This is a genomic window from Streptomyces carminius, assembly GCF_002794255.1.
Classification (GTDB): domain Bacteria; phylum Actinomycetota; class Actinomycetes; order Streptomycetales; family Streptomycetaceae; genus Streptomyces; species Streptomyces carminius.
Genome location: NZ_PGGW01000069.1, coordinates 38,926 through 57,571, shown reverse-complemented (window position 1 = coordinate 57,571; position 18,646 = coordinate 38,926). Strand labels below are relative to the sequence as shown.

Genomic DNA, 18,646 nt, shown 5'->3' with positions numbered 1-18,646 from the left:
CACTGTGTCCTGCGCTCCCAACGCACGGCCCCCTTCTGGTGTACTCAGGGCAGCCGTCCACCGTACGCGAGGCGGGGCCCGGCGCGCACGTCCCCTGCCGGATCGGAACGCGCCGGGTGGCGGAACCCGCCCGCGGGTCAGCGGGCCGGGAGCGTCACCAGGTGGTCCCCGTCGAGGGTCTGGATCTCGAAGCGGTCGATCTCGGAGTGGTCGAGCCCGGTCCCGCCGACCGTGTAGAGCGGGTCGTCCCCGTAGCCCTCCTCCGGTACGGACCAGGTGGTGACCGTCTGCTTCCGGCCGTCACTGGAGACCGCCACCAGGTCGCAGCTCTCCGGCCCGGAGACGCCCTTCAGCCGCAGGGCCACCTCGGTGCCCCAGGCCCGGTCCCACATGGCGACCTCGGCGTCGGCCCCGGTCCGCGGGTCCTTGGCGACCACCCGCTCGGCCTCCCGTTCGAACAGCGCCTTGGCGGAGCCGTACGAGGGGTCGTCGGGCAGCTGACCCTGTCCCGGCCCCTGCGCCTGCTCCTGCCGCTGGTCCTGCTGCCCGGTGACCGCCATCGTCACCGCCGGCCCGCCGGCGAGCATCACGGCCACCGAGGCGGCCAGCGCCCAGCGGATCCGGCGCTGCCGGCGGCGGACGGCCGCGGTCTGGGACAGCAGCCGGTTCAGCAGCCCGGGCGGTGCCGCCACCTCGGGCTCGACCACTCCGCCGGGCGGTCCGACGGGAGCCCGCGGGCCCGCCGGACCCGGCGCGACCTCGGACAGCAGGCCGGGCAGGGGGGACAGTTCGGAGAGCTGGTAGGAGCACCGGGCGCAGGTCGCCAGATGGGCCTCGAAGCGCGCGGCGTCCTGCGGGTCCAGCACCCCCAGGGCATACGCGCCGACATCCAGGTGTTCGTTCGCGGCGCCGTTGTTCATGGCGTTCACAGCATGGTCACCCCCCGCTCCTCCAACGCGAGCCGCAACTGCCGCAGCCCGTAGAAGACCCGGGAACGGACGGTACCGCTCGGCACGCCCAGCACCTCGGCGGCCTCGCTGACGGTGCGGCCCTTGAAGTATGTCTCGACTATGACGCTGCGGTGCGCCTCGGACAACTCGCCGAGCGCGTCGGAAATCGTCATCAGTCGCAGGGCGCGGTCGATCTCGTCGGCGGCCGCCACCGTCTCCAGCGGTCCGTCGTCGACCTCCTGCGGGCGGGCCTGCCGTCCGCGGTGGCCGTCGATGACGATGCGCCGCGCGACGGTGACCAGCCACGGACGCACCGAACCGCCGGTGCCGCCCAGCCGGTCGGCGTTGCGCCAGGCGCGCAGCAGCGTCTCCTGTACGACGTCCTCGGCGCGGTGCCGGTCCCCGGCGACCAGCCGGAGGACGTACGCGAGCAGCGGGCCGGCGTGCTCGCGGTACAGGACCCGCATCAGTTCCTCGTCCGGCCCCTCCTGCACATGCGGTCGCGGTCGGTCAATCACGGCGGCATCCTGGCGCACACCGTCCTCCCCGTCGACGTGAATCCCAGGTCTTCTATGGGATTGGCGAAAGATCTGTCGGCCGGGGATACGGATGGTGTAAGCCGGGTGTTCAGCCTTCGCCGAGGTGTTGTCCGACAGTGCGCACCGGGTTGCCGTCGCTGCCGGCGGTACTGTCGCTGCCGGTGGTGCTGCCGGTGGTGGGGCCCGCCGGGTCGAAGGCGAGCCGGTAGCCGCGTTTGACGACCGTCTGGATCAGCCGGGGCCGGCCCAGCGCCGAGCGCAGCCGCGCCATCGCCGTCTCCACGGCGTGCTCGTCGCGTCCCGCGCCGGGCAGCACCCGCAGCAGGTCGGCGCGGGAGACCACCCAGCCGGGCCGCCGGGCCAGGGCCCGCAGCAGCGCCATCCCGGCCGGCGGTACGGGACGCAGCTCACCGTCCACGACCACCGCCTGGCCGCGGATCTCCAGCCGGTGCCCGGCGACGGGCAGGACGGTCGCCCGGCCGGGCAGCTCCCGGCACAGCAACTGGACCAGCGGCCCCAGCCGGAACCGCTCGGGCCGCACCAGGGGCACGTCGTGGGCGGTCAGCGGCAGGGCGGTGACCGGTCCCACACAGGCGACCAGCACGTCGTGCCGCAGCGCCGCCAGCAGCTCGTCCCGCAGGCCGCGCCGTTCGGCGCGGTCCAGCAGCGAGGCCGCGGCGGGGGCGCTGGTGAAGGTGACCGCGTCCACGGCGCGGGCCAGGACGGCGTCGATGAGCCGGTCCACCGGGGCGATGTCCTCCGGCGGCAGCCAGCGGTAGACCGGCACCCCGACGACCTCCGCGCCCGAGGCGCGCAGCGACTCCACGAAACCGGGCAGCGGCTCCCCGTGGAGCTGGACGGCGATACGGCGCCCGTCGACCCCCTCCGCCAGGAGGTGTTCCAGGACCTCCGCCATGGACTCCGAGGGGGGCGACCACCGCTCGGTGAGCCCGGCGGCCCGTACCGCGCCGCGCACCTTGGGGCCGCGGGCGAGCAGTTCCACCCCGCCCAGCATGCCGCGCAGCGCGTCGCCCAGGCCCCAGCCGTCGGCGGCCTCCACCCAGCCGCGGAAGCCGATGGCGGTGGTGGCCACCACCACGTCGGGCGCGTGGTCCACGAGCGCTCTGGTGGCATCGAGCAGTTCGCTGTCGTCGGCCAGCGGCACGATGCGCAGCGCCGGGGCGTGCAGCACCGCCGCGCCGCGCCGCTCCAGCAGTGCGCCGAGTTCGTCGGCGCGCCGGGCGGCGGTGACGCCGACGGTGAAGCCTTCCAGTGGTCCGACCTGGTGCATGGGGTCCTCGTCCGCAGTCGTTCGTACGGGCCGCACCGTACGGCCTGTGGGCGTTCCGAGCCTGTCAAGTCTCCGTGACGGGCTCGGATCACCACGATTTCCCCGGTGTTACGCGTGTTACCTGCGGGCCTTCCGGCCGGGTGCTCACACCTCCGCGTAGGCGGGACGGGCCTCCTGCTCCGCCGGTGCCGTACGGCCGCCGCCCGGGGAGGATTCGGCGGCCGGGGCGGGAGCGGTGCGCCGCAGGTATACGAACCAGGTGACCGCCGCGCAGGCCACGTAGTAGCCGAGGAAGACCACGAAGGCGCCGGTGCCGGAGCCGGAGGAGAGGAAGGACTGGCGCAGGGCCATGTTGATGCCCACTCCGCCGAAGCCCCCGACCGCCCCGATCAGCGCCATGGAGGCGCCCGACAGCCGCCGCGCGTGGACGGCCGCCGCCTCGCCCCGCAGGCCCCTGGCGTGGGCCTTGGCCTGGAAGATGCCCGGGATCATCTTGAAGGTGGAGCCGTTGCCCAGACCGGTGAGCACGAACAGCACGATGAAGCCGGCGATGAACAGCGGCAGCGACTCCCGCACCGAGGCGGCGACGACGATGCCGACCGCGCCCGTCATGGCCGCGAAGTTCCACAGGGTGACCTTCGCACCGCCGAGCCGGTCGGCCAGCCGGCCGCCGACCGGGCGGATCAGCGAGCCGAGCAGCGGACCGATGAACGTCAGGGACGCCGCCTGGAGGGGGGTGCGGTCGAACTGGTTCTGGAGCACCAGGCCGAAGGCGAAGCTGTAACCGATGAAGGAGCCGAAGGTGCCGATGTAGAGGAACGCCATGATCCAGGTGTGGCCGTCCCGCACGGACTCCCGGAAGGCCCCGGTGTCGTTGCGGACCGGGCCGAGGTTGTCCATGTACCGCGCGCTGAGCACGGTGGCCACGACGATCAGCGGCACGTAGGCGGCGAGCAGCAGCCTGGGCTGCGCGGCTCCGGCGACGGCGATGATCAGCAGGCCGACGAGCTGGACGACCGCGACGCCGATGTTGCCGCCGCCCGCGTTCATGCCCAGCGCCCAGCCCTTCAGGCGCAGCGGGTAGAAGCTGTTGATGTTCGTCATGGAGGAGGCGAAGTTGGCGCCGCCCACTCCGGTGAGGACCGCCACCAGCATGAAGGTGGTGTACGAGGTGCCCGGCTCCATCACGGCCAGCAGGGCCACGGTGGGCACCAGCAGCATCGCCGCGCTGATCACCGTCCAGTTGCGGCCGCCGAACCGTGCGACCGCGAAGCCGTAGGGGACGCGCAGGGTGGCGCCGACCAGCGAGGCGACGGCCACCAGGAAGAACTTGCCGGCCGGGTCGATGCCGTACTCGGGGCCCATGAACAGCGCCAGCACCGAGAACATGCTCCACACGGAGAAGCCGATGTGCTCGGAGATCACCGACAGGATCAGGTTGCGCCGGGCGGTACGCCGGCCCCGGCTCTCCCAGAATCCCTCGTCCTCCGGATCCCAGTGCTCGATCCAGCGGCCCGTGTCTCGGGTGCTGCCGCGTGCGGTGCTCGGGGCGGTCATGGTGCCTCCACGGTGTCGGGTGCCGGTCTCCGACGCTAGGGACGGAGCGTTTCGCCCCGGTGCCGTCAGATGACCTTCGCGCAACCTTGCTCTCACCCGGCTCTCAGCCGGTGTGTGAGCCACCGCCCGGCCCGGTGATCGGCCCGGTGATCGGCCCGGCACCCGGCGCGGGATCCGTACGGCCGGCCCGGCCGCGCCGGTCCGGGCCGGTGGGCCACAGCCGGGGGCGGCGGCGGGCGGAGAGGTCCTCGGCCCAGCCGGAGGCGGCCACCAGCAGCGCCAGCAGCGGCCAGACCAGCAGGAACATCAGCGGCGGGTAGGCCTCCGACAGCAGCCCGGAGAGCGTGGCCGACTGCCAGACGGCCGGGATCTTCCACAGCAGGTCGATCAGCGGCACGGTGGCGATCAGGGCGATCTCGTGCCACAGGTAGACCGACACCGCCCGGTTGTTGGCCAGCGTGATCAGCTTGTCGAGGCGCCGGAGCCGGTCGGGCAGCCGCCGCCAGGCGGGGCTGACCTGGAACAGCAGCACGCAGTATCCGAAGGACCACAGGGCCTGGCCCAGCGGTACGCCGCCCAGGTCCCAGCCCTGCGGGCCGAGGTGGTCGGAGGTCCACCACAGGGCGGCGCCCATGAAGAGCGGCCCGAGGGAGGGCGCGAAGTACTTCGGGATCCGGTAGAGCAGCCCGTCGTGGTGGGCGAAGCCGAGGATCCAGCAGGAGCCGTAGACCGCGAAGTCCCGCACCGCGTCACCGGTGGCCCCGGGGATCTCCACCACACCCGTGCCCACGACGGCGGTCAGCGCCAGCGGGGCCAGCAGGGTCGGCCAGGGCGCCTTCCGGAACGCCTTCAGCAGGAGCGGCGAGAGCATCACGAACCAGAAGTAGGCCCGCAGGTACCACAGGGGTCCGGCGGCCTGTTCGGCCCAGCCGGCGTCCAGCAGCCCGCCGTCCTCGCCGATCCGGGCCGGGAAGGGCGGGGTGCCCACCGGCACCAGCCAGCAGGCGATCCGCAGCCACCACAGGACGGCCTCCCCGTCCCGGGCCGGGCGCCAGCCCTGGGCGAACAGCACACCGAGCACCACCACGCCGTACAGCCACAGCGGCAGCAGCAGCCGGCGGATCCGGCCGCGCAGCACCTTCGCCGCGGGACGGGCCAGGGAGCGCGCCATCAGGGCGCCGGCCAGCGCGAACATCACCCCCATCGAGGGGAAGAGCAGCGTCAGCCAGCCCCAGGCGAAGGTGTGGTAGAGCACCACCCGGAAGAGCGCGAGGGTGCGCAGCAGGTCGAGGTAGCGGTCCCGGCCGGTGAACTCCGCCTGGACGGCCACGTCCGCCAGATGGCCGGGCCGGCCCGCGCGCCGCCGCGGGGCGGGCACCCCGGGGCTGCCCGGACCGCCCGGACCGCCGGGGAGCGCTGGAGCGGCGGGCGCCGCGGGGGTGTCGGCCGGATCGGTGGCGCTGGTCATCTGAGGATGCTCTTCTCGGTGTCGTGCCCGGTGCCCCCGGCGCTCCCGGGGGCCGGGTCCCCGCGCCGCCGGCGGGGCGGAGCGGCGGCGGGCGCGGTCTCCACCGCGCCGGTGCGGCGCAGCTTCTGCCAGCGCAGCCGGCCGCCGGTGAGCGCGGTGATCCAGGACTGGAGCAGCACCACGTACATCAGCTGCCGGTAGAGGATCTGCTGCAGGGGCAGCGAGATCAGATGGGTCATGGGCTCGCGGTCCAGCCGGAAGGCGTACGCGGCGCACACCGCCTGGATCGCCAGGACGCCCAGCCAGGCCGCCACGGTCTCCTTGGTGGGCCCGAAGACCAGCCCGTACAGCAGGAACACGTCGATCAGCGGCGCCAGCAGCGGGGCCAGCACCATGAACAGCGAGACCAGCGGCAGCCCGACCCGGCCGAAGCGGCCCGACGGTCCCCGCTCGACCAGGGCCCGGCGGTGCTTCCAGATCGCCTGCATGGTGCCGTAGCTCCAGCGGTAGCGCTGGGACCACAGCTGCCGGACGGACTCGGGCGCCTCGGTCCAGGCGCGGGCCTTCTCGGCGTAGACCACCCGCCAGCCGTCGCGGTGCATGGCCATGGTGATGTCGGTGTCCTCGGCGAGGGTGTCCTCGCTCATGCCGCCGACGCGCTCCAGCGCCTCGCGGCGGAAGGCGCCCACCGCGCCGGGGATGGTGGGCATGCAGCGGAGCATGTCGTACATCCGCCGGTCGAGGTTGAAGCCCATCACGTACTCGATGTGCTGCCAGGCCCCGATGAGGGTGTCGCGGTTGCCGACCTTGGCGTTCCCGGCGACCGCGCCGACGGACGGGTCGGCGAAGGGCTGGACCAGCTCGCGGACGGTGGACGGCTCGAAGACGGTGTCGCCGTCCATCATCACGACGAGGTCGTGGGAGGCGTGCGCGATGCCGTTGTTCAGGGCGGCCGGCTTGCCCGAGTTGGGCTGCCGCACCACCCGTACGCCCGGCAGCCGCAGGGACTCCACGATGCCGGCGGTGCCGTCGGCCGACCCGTCGTCGACGACGATCACCTCGACCGGGTGGTCGCTCGCGGCCAGGGAGCGCACGGTGTTGGCGATGCACTTGGCCTCGTTGTACGCCGGGACCAGTACGGTGACGGGCCGGGTGACCGGGTCGCGGCCCCAGGCGAAACCGCGCCGCCGTACCCGGCGGGCATGGGTGGCCGACAGCAGCAGCATCAGGCCGAAGCGGGCGATGACCAGGACACCGGTCACGGCCACCGCCGTCACCAGGACGGAGGTCACCTTCTCCGAGACGGCGACCGCGGCGACGAACACCCGGCCCTGCCAGAGCGGGAGCCCGGTCACCGGGGTGTGGGCGCTGGGCGCCTTCAGCGCCTCGGTGAGACTGGTGAACGCGTAGCCCCGCTCCGCCAGCTCGGGCAGCAGCCGGTCCAGGGCGGCCACGGTCTGCGAGCGGTCGCCGCCCGAGTCGTGCAGCAGCACGATCGCGCCCGCGCCCGGCTCGTCGGGGACGGCTCGGCGGACGATCTCGGCCGCCCCGGGGCGCTCCCAGTCCTTGGTGTCCAGATCGTTGAAGACGGTGAGGTAGCCGCGTTCGCCGACGTACCGGGTGACCGGCCAGGTGGCGTCGTCCAGGGCGTGCGCGTGCGAGGAGTACGGCGGCCGGAACAGCGAGGTGCGCACCCCGGCCGCGCCGACGAGGGCGAGCTGGTTCTGGGAGAGCTGCCAGTCGGTGCCGGAGACGCCCTGGTAGGACAGGTCGGGGTGGTTGAAGGTGTGCAGGCCGACCTCATGGCCCTCCGCCACCATCCGCCGGACCAGCCCGGGATGGCGGGCGGCCATGGTGCCGGTGACGAAGAAGACGGCGTGTGCGTCGTGCTCGGCCAGCTTGTCGAGGACCTTCGGCGTCCACTCCGGGTCCGGCCCGTCGTCGAAGGTCAGCACCAGGGTGCGGTCCGGCACGCGGTAGCTGGTCGGCTTCGCGCCCCGGACGTCGACGACGGGACCGCCCGCGCGGATGTCCTTCGGCACCTCGCCGTAGGAGGTCGGCGGGCGCACCCGGTGGTCGGCGAGGAACTCGCTGTGCACATAGCCGCGCAGCAGCAGCATGGCCGACAGGGCCGCCAGCAGCAGCAGGGGCAGCAGGTAGCGCAGGGGGAGCCGGCGGCCGCGGCGCCGGCGGTGGGCGGCGGCCGGGCCGCCCCCGGAGCGCGTCCCGGCACGGCTCACGACGCGCCTCCGGACCGTTCCGGGAGGCCGTCGCCGCCCTCGGCCCCGCCCTCGCCGCCCTCACCGTCACCGCTCGCACTGGGCGCGGGCGAGGCGGACGGCCCGCCGGGCTCGTCGGTGGGGCCCTGGTCACCGGTCTCGGTCCCACCGTCGCCGCCGTCACCGTCACCGTCCCCGTCACCACCGCCGGCCGGCGGCCCGGGCGGGAGGGTGCTCCCGGGGCCGCCGCCGCTCGGGCCCGGCGCGGGCGAGCCGGCCGGTGCTCCGGACGGCCGCTCGGAGGACACGGCACCGGCCGGTTCCGCGGCAGGCGGGGCGGACGGAGCGGCCACGCCGCCCGGCACCGCGGGGGCGGCCGGACCGGGGCCCGACGGAAGCTGCGAGCCGACGGCGTCCGGCGCCCCGGCGGTCGGGCCGGGCTCGACCCGGACGGTGTCCGCCGTCTCGTCCTCGGGACCGGGTATGAGCAGCCAGGGCGCGGCGGAACTCCCGCCCGCCAGGCTCACCCCCAGCACCACCGCACAGCAGGCGCACACCATGCCGAGCGCCCAGCCCAGGCGCCGGAACAGTCGTCCGCGCCTGCCGCTGACGTCCACGAAGACCGGTCCGTCCGCCGCTCCGCCGGAGGGCTGCTCACCGGAAAGTCCTCTGCCGGGGAGTCTTCTGCCGGGGTCCAACCCTCCGGGGCCGGACCGATTGCCCTGCTCGCTGTCCACTGGTCGTGCGCGTCCCTTGCCACTCGGCCGTTCGAGCGAGGTGCGCCAGGCGAATGGACCGGACACGTATCGCCGGGCCGTCCCACACGGCCCGAGCGCCCCCTCTTGCACGGCGTCCGGTGGGGAAATGTATCTCATGGTTCCGCACACAAGAGACGCTGTTCAGATGATAGACAGAGAGAAAAGCCACATTACTGGACATGTTCACCTCTGTCCGTTCTGATTCCCCGTTCCCGGAGCCCTCGGGTATCCGCATGTGCTAATGAGCACGGATCACCTGCTCGTCCGCCTCCGGCAGCCAGGCCCCCCGGGGCCGCTGTGACCAGTGGTTCTCCTCCCCCAGCCGCCGCGCGGCGGTCAGCAGCGCGTCCAGCCCCGGATGACGCAGCCCGCGCCGCCAGACCACCGACACCGGCGACAGCGGTACGGGATCGGTGAGCGGACGCAGCACCATGCCCGGCACCCCGATGAAGACCTCGCTGGCCAGCACCGACCAGCCCCGGCCGCGGACCACCCGGGTGAACTCCGCCTCCCCCTCGATCTTCGGGAAGGGCGCGGCGAGCCCGATGCCGCGGCCGGCGAAGAGCCGGCGGGCGTAGTCGGTCCACTCGGTGGTCTCCTCGTTGCCCGCCCCGGCGTACAGCGTCTCCCCCGCCAGCGCGTCCAGCGGCACCGCCGGCAACCGGGCCAGCCGGTGGTCGCCGGGCAGCAGCACGGCCACGCGTTCCAGGCGCACCAGCCGGTGGCCGAGCCCGGCCAGGACCTCCGGGGGCAGTCCGGCGACCCGGCCGAAGGAGACGTCGAGCCGTCCGGCGGCGAGCTGCCCGGCGGCCCCGGTCAGACCGCTGTGGAAGCGGGCGACGAACTCCGTCCCGGGCGCCAGGCGCCGGGCCTCGTCCAGCACCTGTCCACCGGTGCTGATCCAGACCCCGATGTCGACGAGCAGCGGGCGGTCGTCGCGCGCCGCCGCGGCCGCCAGTTCCTCGTGCGCCGCCAGCACCCGCCGGGCGTACGGCAGCAGCCGCTCGCCCTCGGCGGTCAGCGCCACCCGCCGGGTGGTCCGGACGAACAGCACGGCGCCCAGCCGCTCCTCCAGCCGCCGGATGTCCCGGCTCAGCGCCTGCTGGGCGGTGAACAGCCGCGCCGCGGCCCGGGTGAAGTGCAGCTCGTCGGCGACCGCGACGAAGGCGCGCAGCAGCCGGGGATCGGTGTCTCGGGGCACGCCCCATCGTGGCAACCGAGGGCAACCGAGGGCAACGACTGACAACGGATATGCGTGAAAGGGCGCCGACCTGGTGTTGGACACGGTGCGGGCCGCCCCGCGACGGTGGGTGCATGCCGCACTCCGCTCCGGAACACCCGCCCGCGCCCCGCCCGGAACCGCGGGCCGGCAAGCGCTCGCCCGGCTCGCCCGGCTCGCCCGGCTCCCCCGCGCGCTTCCTCACGCCGTACGCCCGGCTGCTCGCCGTTCCCGGTGCGGCCGCCTTCACCCTGGCCGGGCTGCTCGCCCGGCTGCCGATGGGGATGCTGAGCATCAGCGCGATCATCATGATCGCCGACCGCCGGGGCTCGTACGCCCTGGCCGGGGCCGTCACCGCCACCGGACTGGCCGCGACCGCCGTCGTGGCGCCGCTGACGGCCCGGCTGGTGGACCGCCACGGCCAGGCCCGGATCGCCGTACCCGCCGTGCTCCTGGCCGTGGCCGGCTCACTGGCGCTGCTGCTGTGCGTGCGGTACGGCGCACCCGACTGGACGCTGTTCGCCGCCTACGCCGCCACCGCCACCACCCCCAACACCGGAGGCATGGCCAGGGCGCGCTGGGCACATCTGCTCGGCGGCGGTCCGGACGGCGAGGGCCCGGACGAGGACCCGGGCGAGGACCCGGGCGAGGACCCGGACGGGCGCCGGAACGGCGAGGCGGCCCGGCACACCGCCAACTCCTTCGAGCAGGCCCTCGACGAGTTGTGCTTCGTACTCGGGCCGGTGCTGGCCGGCCTCCTGTGCGCCGCGCTCTTCCCCGAGGCGGGCACCCTCACCGGTGCCGTCCTGCTGCTGGCCGGCACGCTGCTGTTCGCGGCCCAGCGCCGTACCGAACCGCCCGTGGCGCCCCGCGGCGGGCACTCCCGTACGGCCGCCCCGCCGCTGGTGGCGGGCCTGTCGCCGCTGCTGGCGGTCTTCCTCGCCACCGGCGCGGTCTTCGGGTCGCTGGAGGTGGTGACGGTGGCGTACGCGGACGAGCTGGGCCACCGGTCCGCGGCCGGCGCCGTCCTGGCCCTCCAGGCGGTGGGCTCGGGCGCGGCCGGGCTGGTCTTCGGCACCCTCCGCCTCGCGGCGGGGACGGCCGCGGTACGGCGCCGCCTGGTGGTGTGCGCGGGCGCGATGACGGTCCTGATGGCACTGCCGCTGCTCACCGCGGCGGGCGGCGGCGGTCTGTTCCTGCTGGCTCCCGCGCTGCTGGTCGCCGGGATGGCCACGGCCCCGGCGATGGTCACCGGCATGACCCTGGTCCAGCGGCTGACCCCGGTCGTCCGGCTGAACGAGGGCATGACACTGATCGTCACCGTACTGCTGGGCGGTATCGCCGCCGGCTCGGCGGCGGGCGGCTGGACGGCGGAGCACCTGGGCGGCCCGTGGGGGTACACGGTGCCCCCGGCCGCCGCCGCGCTCGCGACCGTCACCGCCGCCCTGGGCGCGTACCGGGCACGGCGGCGGTGACGGCAGTGGTGGTGGAGCCGGGCAGGCTCCGGGCTCCGGGCACGCCGAAGGCCCCGCCGTCACGAGGACGGCGGGGCCTTCGGCCCACATGGGGCGAGTGGAGATGGCGGGAATCGAACCCGCGTCCAACGGTGCAGAACCAGGGCTTCTCCGAGCGCAGTCCGCTGTGATTTTCTCGGCCCCGGCGGTCACGCGGACAAGCCGCCGACGGGCCCAGTCACTGTTTGATGTTCCGCGAACCCCCGTGACCGGGGCTAACGGTGTAGTTCCCTAGCTGATGCCAGGATCCAGGGCGGGAACATCCCTGGGCTGACACTTCGCAAGTCGCTGCTCAGGCAGCGAGGGCGAAGGAATCGCGCTTGGTGTTGGCGATTATTTTTTTGCGGCAGATGGTTAACGAGATCATTGCCGCGTTCCTCGGCTCGCTTCCCCTGCTTCAACAGCCGCTGTCGAAACCGATCATCCCCATGTTGAGTTGACAAGCTCGCCCGGCCGGGACCGGACGGCGCTGATGCCATCGTACGGGATCAACGCCGGTCGCTTCCAGCGTATTCCCCCTTGGCGGGGCCACGCCACGGCACCCGGGCCGTTCGCCGTACACCCTGTCCAACGGGATCGGCCGCCGGTCTGTTCCCCGCCCGCCGTGGTTCCCGCGCCGGGGGTCCGGGCGCCGCCCCCGCGGACGGAGACGGTGCCGGGCCCGGACGGCCGGGCCTCAGGCCCGCTGTCGGCGGCGGGCCGCGGACACCGCGCGTTCCGCCTCGCGGCGGTCCTGCTTCTCCCGCAGCGTCTGCCGCTTGTCGTACTCCTTCTTGCCCTTCGCCAGCGCCATCTCGACCTTGGCCTTGCCGTCCTTGAAGTACAGCTGGAGCGGGACCAGTGTCAGCCCGCTCTCCTGGAGCTTGCCGATCAGCTTGTCGATCTCCGCCCGGTGCATCAGCAGCTTCCGCTTGCGCCGCGCGCTGTGGTTTGTCCACGTCCCCTGGCTGTACTCGGGGATGTGCACGTTGTGCAGCCACGCCTCGCCGCCGTCGAGCTGCCCGAAGCCGTCCACCAGCGACGCCCGCCCCTGCCGCAGCGACTTCACCTCGGTGCCCGTCAGCACCAGCCCGCACTCGTAGGTGTCGAGGATGAGGTAGTCGTGCCTCGCCTTCTTGTTCTGCGCGATGAGTTTGCGACCCGTCTCTTTAGCCATAGCGGGCTCATTCTCCCACTACGAACGGGGTTCGAGGCCACTCAATACCGTGCGCGCCTCCGCCAGCGGGTTCTGCCCCGGTGCCACCTCCAGGTCCGGCACCAGCCCCTCCTCGCCGACGGTGCGGCCGCCGGGGGTGGTGTAGTGGCCGACGGTCACCTCGGCAACCGAGCCGTCCGGCTGCTCCCGGGGCACCTGCACCGTGCCCTTGCCGAAGGTGCGGGTGCCGACCACGACCGCCCGGCCGCGGTCCTGGAGGGCGCCGGCCAGCAGCTCCGCGGCGCTCATCGTGCCGCCGTCGACCAGCACCACCAGGGGGGATCCGGTGTTCCCGCCGGACTCGGCGTGCAGCGCGTGCTCGGTCCCGTCCTCGCCGTAGGTGGCGACCAGTCCGCCGTCGAGGAAGGCGGAGGCGGCCTCGGCCGCCTCGGCGACCAGCCCGCCGGAGTTGCCGCGCAGATCGAGCAGGACGCCCTCGTCCGGCGGAAGACGGCCGGCCGTGCGGCGCACCTGGGCGCCGGAGCCCTTGGTGAACGAGTCGATCCTGATACGGGTGACCTTGGGACCGACGGTGGAGACGGTGACGGTCTCGATGTCCAGCTCGGCCCGCTCCAGCTCCTCCTGCCAGCCGCGGCCGTCGCGCTCGAGGCCGAGGCGGATCCGGCTGCCGGGCGGGGGCTCCTCCCCGGGCAGGCCGCCGCGCAGCAGGGTGACGACCTCGGTGACCGGCAGGCCGCCGACCTCGGTGCCGTCCACGGCGACCAGCCGGTCACCCGCCCGGACCCCCGCCCGGTCGGCCGGGCCGCCGGGCCGGACGCGGTCGATACGGATCCGTCCGGCGGCGATCCGGCGCACCGAGACACCCACCCCGACGTACTCGCCGTCCAGGGACCGGCGCAGCCCCGCGTACTCGTCGGCGGAGTACGCGGCCGCCCAGCGGTCCCCGCTGCGGCTGACGAGCTCCTCGGCGTCGTGTCCGTCCTCCCCGTGCTGCCCGCCCTGCGCGGCGGGCCGCCCCTCCTGCACCCGGGACGGCCGGGGGCTCACCGGGGCGGCGTCGCTCTCGGTGACGGACACCCAGGACTCGGTGACGGCACCGGCCGTCAGCACGGCCACGAAGAGCAGGGTCAGCCCGGCACCGCGGCGGACGCGGTGCGGCCGGTGCCCGCCGTCCGCGGATCTGCCGACGGTCCGGACGAAGTCACGCGGGGCGGGCATCGACGGACGCGACATGCTGCGGAGTCTATGGCAACAGCGGGCGCCACACCGGAGGTTGCCCGGACGGGTGACGCGTCCTTCGTCACACGCCGGCACCCGCCGGCACCCGCCGGCACCCGCCGACCACGTAGGGGCCCCCTCCGGCAGCGCTCGGCTCACACCTTCAGGTACTTACGGAGAGTGAAGAAGGCGGCGAGGGCGGGCATCAGCACACCGACCACGAAGATCAGCGGAAGCACCTTGAACAGGGCGTCCCAGCCGATGAAGTTGATCAGCGGCATCTCCTGGGCCAGCGACAGACCGTTGTCGATCAGGAAGTAGCGGCCCACCACCAGCAGCACCGCGGCCCCGCCCGCGCCCAGCAGACCGGCGAACGCGGCCTCCGCGATGAACGGCATCTGGATGTAGAAACTGGACGCGCCCACCAGCCGCATGATCCCGGTCTCCCGGCGCCGGCTGAACGCCGCCACCCGGACGGTGTTGACGATCAGCAGCAGGGCGACGACCAGCATCAGCCCCATGAGCCCGAGGGCCGCCCAGTTCATGCCGTTGAGCATCCGGAAGAGGTTCTCCAGGAGGTTCCGCTGGTCCTGGACCTCCTGGACGCCGTCCCGGCCGGAGAAGGCGGTGTTGATGACCTCGAACTTGGTGGGGTCCTTCAGCTTGACCCGGTAGGACTCCTGCATCTGGTCCGGGGTCAGCGAGTCGGCCAGCGGGGAGTCCTTGAACTGCTCCTGGTAGTGCTTGTACGCCTCCTGGGCGGACTCGTGGAAGACCGTGTCGACGATGGCGAGGTCCTCGAGGTCCGACTTGATCTGGCGCTTCTGCTGTGCGGTGACCGCTCCCTTGGCGCAGCTGGGGTCGGTCTCGGCGTCGTTCTTGTTGCAGAGGTAGATCGACACCTGGACCTTGTCGTACCAGAACCCCTTCATGCTGCTGACCTGCTGGCGAGCGAGCATCGCACCGCCGAGCAGGGCCAGCGACAGGGCGACGGAGACGATCACCGCGAAGGTCATCGTGAGGTTGCGGCGGAGACCGACGCCGATCTCCGACAGTACGAACTGGGCGCGCATGGCGTCCTTTCAGTGCTGGTAGCCGTAGACACCGCGCGACTGGTCGCGCACGAGACGGCCCTTTTCTAGTTCGATCACGCGCTTGCGCATCTGGTCGACGATCTGCTGGTCGTGGGTGGCCATGAGCACCGTGGCCCCGGTGCGGTTGATCCGGTCCAGCAGCTTCATGATGCCGACGGAGGTCTGCGGGTCGAGGTTGCCCGTCGGCTCGTCGGCGATCAGCAGTTTCGGCTTGTTGACGAACGCGCGCGCGATGGCCACCCGCTGCTGCTCACCACCGGAGAGCTCGCCGGGCATCCGGTCCTCCTTGCCCGTCAGCCCGACCAGGTCGAGCACCTGGGGGACGGACTTGCGGATGTCGCCGCGGGAGCGGCCGATCACCTCCAGGGCGAAGGCGACGTTCTCACCGACCGTCTTGTTGGGCAGCAGCCGGAAGTCCTGGAAGACGGTGCCGATCTGGCGGCGCATGTGCGGCACCTTCCAGTTGGACAGCCGGGCGAGGTCCTTGCCGAGGACGTGCACCTGGCCGTGACTGGTGCGCTCCTCGCGCAGGATCAGCCGCAGGAAGGTGGACTTGCCGGAGCCGGAGGAGCCCACCAGGAAGACGAACTCGCCGCGCTCGATCTCCAGCGAGACATCGCGGAGGGCGGGGCGGCTCTGCTTGGGGTAGAACTTCGAGACGTTGTCGAATCGGATCACGGATTTACACCACGTCGACCTGGGTAGGGGCAGCGGAAGCCGCGGAGTGGTTTCCCCGTCGGTGTGGGGGACACTACGCGAATCGGTGTGCCTTCCGCAGTCCGCGTCCGGTGTTGGTGGTCCCGGTCACGGGCGCATCAGGCGCGAACCCGGCACAAAACCGGCACTGACCACGACTTTCTGCGCCCGGGGCGCGGGCCTGGCACAGTGGAGGCAGGGTTCCGGGAACAGAACCCCTCTCGTCGGCGTTGGCGCTACATAAGGAGGACTTCGCATGACGTGCGACCGACTGGTGTGCGCCAACTGCGCAGGACCGGTGAGCGAGGGCCGCTGCAACGTGTGCCGTGCGCACCGGCAGCGGCTGCACCAGGAGAACGGCCCGTTCTCGGTGCTGGGCTCGCTGTCCCCCGCGGCGCTGACCGCCCTGCTGCTGGCCCTGGTCGCGGTGGCCCTGCTGGCGCGCCAGGCAGCGGTGTAGGCCCCGTACCGGGGCCCCACCACCGATTTCACCCACCACCCACCCCGCCGAGTACACGCGGTACGCCTGAGGGCCCGGGACGCCTGAGCGTCCCGGGCCCTCATCCGTGTGCCGTCATACGGCATACGGTCGTCCGTCCTGTGCCGCTCAGGCGGCGGGGCGGCGTCCGCCGGCCAGGCGCGGCATCAGCCGGAAGCCGATACCACCCGCGATCATGGTGGCCGCGCCGACCAGCAGGAAGGTCGTCTCGGCGGCGCCGGTCTCGGCCAGCTCCTCCTTGGGCTTCTCCTGGCTGATCGGCTTGGTGCCGACCGCGTCGGTGTCGGTGTTGTCACCGCAGTTCACGGTGGACTCGTCCAGTACGCAGGTCTGCGCGCCGCCGTCGCCGCCACCGGTCCCGCCGGTGCCGCCGGTGGTGGCGGGCTGCTCACCGCCGGTGCTTCCGGTGCTTCCACCGTTGGTGGTCCCACCGTTGGTGGTCCCACCATTGGCGGTCCCACCGTTCGTGGTCTCACCGTTCGTGGTCTCACCGTTCGTGGTCTCACCGTTCGTGGTCTCACCGTTCGTGGTCTCACCATTGGTGGTCCCACCATTGGTGGTCTCACCGTTCGTGGTCTCACCATTGGTGGTCCCACCGTTCGTGGTCTCACCATTGGTGGTCCCACCGTTCGTGGTCTCACCATTGGTGGTCCCACCGTTCGTGGTCTCACCGTTCGTGGTCTCACCGTTCGTGGTCTCACCGTTCGTGGTCTCACCATTGGTGGTCCCACCGTTCGTGGTCTCACCATTGGTGGTCCCACCGTTCGTGGTCTCACCGGTCTGGCCCTCATCGAGGCCGCCACCCGGGGGCTCGTCACCGCCCGGGGGGTCCTCGTCGTCATTCTGCGCACCGACCTGCACGTCTGCGCTGAAGTCCAGCGCCTGAGCCGTGCCGACGGCGGTCAGCGACGCGCCCGCGAGGAACACCGCACCCGCGGCGATCCGCGCGACACGCAGTCGCGTCTTGGAATTGGTCATATGCCAACTACCCCCAGTAGCTGTTCATTGTCAGTGGGGCAGCCGTGCGGAGCTCTGTGCGCGCCGGGGTGATGTGCGAAGAGCCCTCGGCCGGTGGTCACCGGCCGGACCGTTCAGGCTCTGCCCCGCCCCCGTGTCCACGCGCCCCGATACACGCGCATGCCAGCCCGAATGCTTTCCCAGGCGTCACACCGGCGTCAAGCCGGACCAAAGCGAAATGTCCAGTGTGGAGGGGTAGTTGGGGCAACCGTTCGAAGGGTTGTGACACAACCGACACACAAGGGGGCGGCCCGCACGGTATGTGCGGGCCGCCCTCCTGTCTGCCGGTCGTCTGCCGGGCCGTCGTCAGTCGTCAGTCGTCTTCGCTCTGCTCCTGCTGCTTGCGCCAGCGGATGCCCGCCTCCAGGAAGCCGTCGATGTCGCCGTCGAGAACACCCTGGGGATTGCCGACCTCGTGCTCGGTGCGCAGGTCCTTGACCATCTGGTACGGCTGGAGGACGTACGAGCGCATCTGGTTGCCCCAGGAGTTGCCGCCGTCGCTCTTGAGGGCGTCCATCTTGGCCTGCTCCTCCGCCCGGCGGTGCGCCAGGAGGCGGGCCTGGAGGACGCGCATGGCGGCGGCACGGTTCTGGATCTGGGACTTCTCGTTCTGGCAGGAGACGACGATGCCGGTCGGAAGGTGCGTCATCCGGACCGCGGAGTCGGTGGTGTTGACCGACTGGCCGCCGGGGCCGGAGGAACGGAAGACGTCGATCCGGATCTCGTTCTCGGGGATGTCGATGTGGTCGGTCTGCTCCACGACCGGCATCACCTCGACGCCCGCGAAGGAGGTCTGGCGGCGGCCCTGGTTGTCGTAGGGCGAGATGCGGACCATGCGGTGGGTGCCCTGCTCGACGGAGAGGGTGCCGTAGGCGTACGGGGCCTTGACGGAGAAGGTGGCGGACTTGATGCCCGCCTCCTCGGCGTAGGAGATGTCGAGGACCTCGGTCGGGTAGCCCTTGCGCTCGGCCCAGCGCAGGTACATGCGCATCAGCTGTTCGGCGAAGTCGGCGGCGTCCACCCCGCCGGCCTCGGCCCGGACGCTGACCATGGCCTCCCGGGGGTCGTACTCGCCGGAGAGGAGAGTACGGACCTCCAGCTCGTCCACCATCTTGCGGACGGCCCTCAGCTCCTCCTCGGCCTCGGTGCGGGCGTCGGCGTCGCTCTCGCTCTCGGCCAGCTCGAAGAGGATCCCGAGGTCGTCGATCCGGCCGTGCAGCTCCTCCACCTTGCGGACCTGGCCCTGGAGGAGGGAGAGCCGGCTGGTGACCCCCTGGGCGTTCTCGGGGTCGTCCCACAGGGAGGGGGCCGCCGCCTGCTCCTCCAGGGAGGCGATCTCGGCCCTCATCCTGTCGAGGTCCAGGACGGCCTCGATCGACTCCATGGTCGAGGAGAGGGACTTCAGTGTTTCGGATACGTCGACGACTGCCACGCCTCCAGACTAACGGCTG

Annotated in this window: 16 protein-coding genes and 1 other RNA gene; 2 read left to right on the top strand and 15 right to left on the bottom strand. The window is 72.4% G+C overall.

What is annotated here, in order from left to right; all coding sequences use genetic code 11:
- Window positions 1-137 precede the first annotated feature (137 nt).
- The 8 genes from CUT44_RS27315 to CUT44_RS27280 form a co-directional block, all read right to left on the bottom strand.
- Window positions 138-920 (bottom strand): zf-HC2 domain-containing protein, encoded by a 783-nt coding sequence (locus CUT44_RS27315; protein WP_100205217.1) that lies wholly within the window; start codon window positions 918-920, stop codon window positions 138-140.
- A 5-nt stretch (window positions 921-925) separates the two neighbouring features.
- Entirely contained in the window at window positions 926-1,486 is a 561-nt protein-coding gene (locus CUT44_RS27310) for a sigma-70 family RNA polymerase sigma factor (protein ID WP_100204649.1), read from the bottom strand.
- Between the two features lie 91 nt (window positions 1,487-1,577).
- Window positions 1,578-2,780 (bottom strand): uroporphyrinogen-III synthase, encoded by a 1,203-nt coding sequence (locus tag CUT44_RS27305; protein ID WP_100204648.1) that lies wholly within the window; start codon window positions 2,778-2,780, stop codon window positions 1,578-1,580.
- Between the two features lie 144 nt (window positions 2,781-2,924).
- Window positions 2,925-4,337 carry a nitrate/nitrite transporter gene (locus CUT44_RS27300; protein ID WP_100204647.1) on the bottom strand — a complete coding sequence of 471 codons (1,413 nt, stop codon included), beginning with the start codon at window positions 4,335-4,337 and terminating at the stop codon, window positions 2,925-2,927.
- Window positions 4,338-4,440: 103 nt separating this feature from the next.
- Window positions 4,441-5,805 carry an acyltransferase family protein gene (locus tag CUT44_RS27295; RefSeq protein WP_100204646.1) on the bottom strand — a complete coding sequence of 455 codons (1,365 nt, stop codon included), beginning with the start codon at window positions 5,803-5,805 and terminating at the stop codon, window positions 4,441-4,443.
- The gene (locus CUT44_RS27290; protein WP_100204645.1) at window positions 5,802-8,045 is read right to left on the bottom strand and encodes a bifunctional polysaccharide deacetylase/glycosyltransferase family 2 protein; all 2,244 of its coding nucleotides are present in this window, start codon (window positions 8,043-8,045) and stop codon (window positions 5,802-5,804) included. Before CUT44_RS27290 ends, CUT44_RS27295 begins: the two co-directional genes overlap by 4 nt.
- On the bottom strand, window positions 8,042-8,641 hold the full coding sequence (locus tag CUT44_RS27285) for a hypothetical protein (RefSeq protein WP_100204644.1): 600 nt from the start codon (window positions 8,639-8,641) through the stop codon (window positions 8,042-8,044). Before CUT44_RS27285 ends, CUT44_RS27290 begins: the two co-directional genes overlap by 4 nt.
- A gap of 379 nt (window positions 8,642-9,020) precedes the next feature.
- Window positions 9,021-9,983, bottom strand: coding sequence for a LysR family transcriptional regulator (locus CUT44_RS27280; protein ID WP_100204643.1), 963 nt, complete (start codon window positions 9,981-9,983; stop codon window positions 9,021-9,023).
- A 113-nt stretch (window positions 9,984-10,096) separates the two neighbouring features.
- Between CUT44_RS27280 and CUT44_RS27275 the strand changes: the two genes are divergently transcribed.
- A complete protein-coding gene (locus CUT44_RS27275; RefSeq protein WP_100204642.1) occupies window positions 10,097-11,476 on the top strand; it encodes an MFS transporter in 1,380 nt (459 codons plus the stop codon).
- 95 nt (window positions 11,477-11,571) lie between these two features.
- Here the strand turns inward: CUT44_RS27275 and ssrA are convergent.
- From ssrA to ftsE, 5 genes are all read right to left on the bottom strand, one after another.
- Window positions 11,572-11,943: a transfer-messenger RNA gene (gene ssrA, locus CUT44_RS27270) on the bottom strand.
- 248 nt (window positions 11,944-12,191) lie between these two features.
- On the bottom strand, window positions 12,192-12,671 hold the full coding sequence (smpB, locus tag CUT44_RS27265; protein ID WP_100204641.1) for an SsrA-binding protein SmpB: 480 nt from the start codon (window positions 12,669-12,671) through the stop codon (window positions 12,192-12,194).
- Window positions 12,672-12,689: 18 nt separating this feature from the next.
- The gene (locus tag CUT44_RS27260) at window positions 12,690-13,904 is read right to left on the bottom strand and encodes a S41 family peptidase (protein ID WP_233221704.1); all 1,215 of its coding nucleotides are present in this window, start codon (window positions 13,902-13,904) and stop codon (window positions 12,690-12,692) included.
- A gap of 140 nt (window positions 13,905-14,044) precedes the next feature.
- Window positions 14,045-14,962, bottom strand: coding sequence for a permease-like cell division protein FtsX (ftsX, locus tag CUT44_RS27255; protein ID WP_100204639.1), 918 nt, complete (start codon window positions 14,960-14,962; stop codon window positions 14,045-14,047).
- A gap of 9 nt (window positions 14,963-14,971) precedes the next feature.
- A complete protein-coding gene (ftsE, locus tag CUT44_RS27250; protein WP_100204638.1) occupies window positions 14,972-15,661 on the bottom strand; it encodes a cell division ATP-binding protein FtsE in 690 nt (229 codons plus the stop codon).
- Window positions 15,662-15,935: 274 nt separating this feature from the next.
- On the opposite strand from ftsE, the gene CUT44_RS27245 reads away from it, so the two are divergent.
- Complete coding sequence (locus CUT44_RS27245) at window positions 15,936-16,139, top strand: hypothetical protein (protein WP_100204637.1); 204 nt, start codon at window positions 15,936-15,938, stop codon at window positions 16,137-16,139.
- Between the two features lie 147 nt (window positions 16,140-16,286).
- Here the strand turns inward: CUT44_RS27245 and CUT44_RS27240 are convergent, their stop codons facing one another.
- Both CUT44_RS27240 and prfB read right to left on the bottom strand, forming a co-directional pair.
- The gene (locus CUT44_RS27240) at window positions 16,287-17,156 is read right to left on the bottom strand and encodes a hypothetical protein (RefSeq protein ID WP_100204636.1); all 870 of its coding nucleotides are present in this window, start codon (window positions 17,154-17,156) and stop codon (window positions 16,287-16,289) included.
- 352 nt (window positions 17,157-17,508) lie between these two features.
- The gene (gene prfB, locus CUT44_RS27235) at window positions 17,509-18,627 is read right to left on the bottom strand and encodes a peptide chain release factor 2 (protein ID WP_100204635.1); all 1,119 of its coding nucleotides are present in this window, start codon (window positions 18,625-18,627) and stop codon (window positions 17,509-17,511) included.
- Window positions 18,628-18,646 lie beyond the last annotated feature (19 nt).

What these genes read in the sequence shown, in the direction of transcription:
- CUT44_RS27315 (WP_100205217.1), bottom strand. Translation starts at nt 920, where the DNA reads ATGAACAACGGCGCCGCGAACGAACACCTGGATGTCGGCGCGTATGCC.
- CUT44_RS27305 (WP_100204648.1), bottom strand. Translation starts at nt 2,780, where the DNA reads ATGCACCAGGTCGGACCACTGGAAGGCTTCACCGTCGGCGTCACCGCC.
- CUT44_RS27300 (WP_100204647.1), bottom strand. Translation starts at nt 4,337, where the DNA reads ATGACCGCCCCGAGCACCGCACGCGGCAGCACCCGAGACACGGGCCGC.
- CUT44_RS27295 (WP_100204646.1), bottom strand. Translation starts at nt 5,805, where the DNA reads ATGACCAGCGCCACCGATCCGGCCGACACCCCCGCGGCGCCCGCCGCT.
- CUT44_RS27275 (WP_100204642.1), top strand. Translation starts at nt 10,097, where the DNA reads ATGCCGCACTCCGCTCCGGAACACCCGCCCGCGCCCCGCCCGGAACCG.
- smpB (WP_100204641.1), bottom strand. Translation starts at nt 12,671, where the DNA reads ATGGCTAAAGAGACGGGTCGCAAACTCATCGCGCAGAACAAGAAGGCG.
- CUT44_RS27260 (WP_233221704.1), bottom strand. Translation starts at nt 13,904, where the DNA reads ATGTCGCGTCCGTCGATGCCCGCCCCGCGTGACTTCGTCCGGACCGTC.
- ftsX (WP_100204639.1), bottom strand. Translation starts at nt 14,962, where the DNA reads ATGCGCGCCCAGTTCGTACTGTCGGAGATCGGCGTCGGTCTCCGCCGC.
- CUT44_RS27245 (WP_100204637.1), top strand. Translation starts at nt 15,936, where the DNA reads ATGACGTGCGACCGACTGGTGTGCGCCAACTGCGCAGGACCGGTGAGC.
- CUT44_RS27240 (WP_100204636.1), bottom strand. Translation starts at nt 17,156, where the DNA reads ATGACCAATTCCAAGACGCGACTGCGTGTCGCGCGGATCGCCGCGGGT.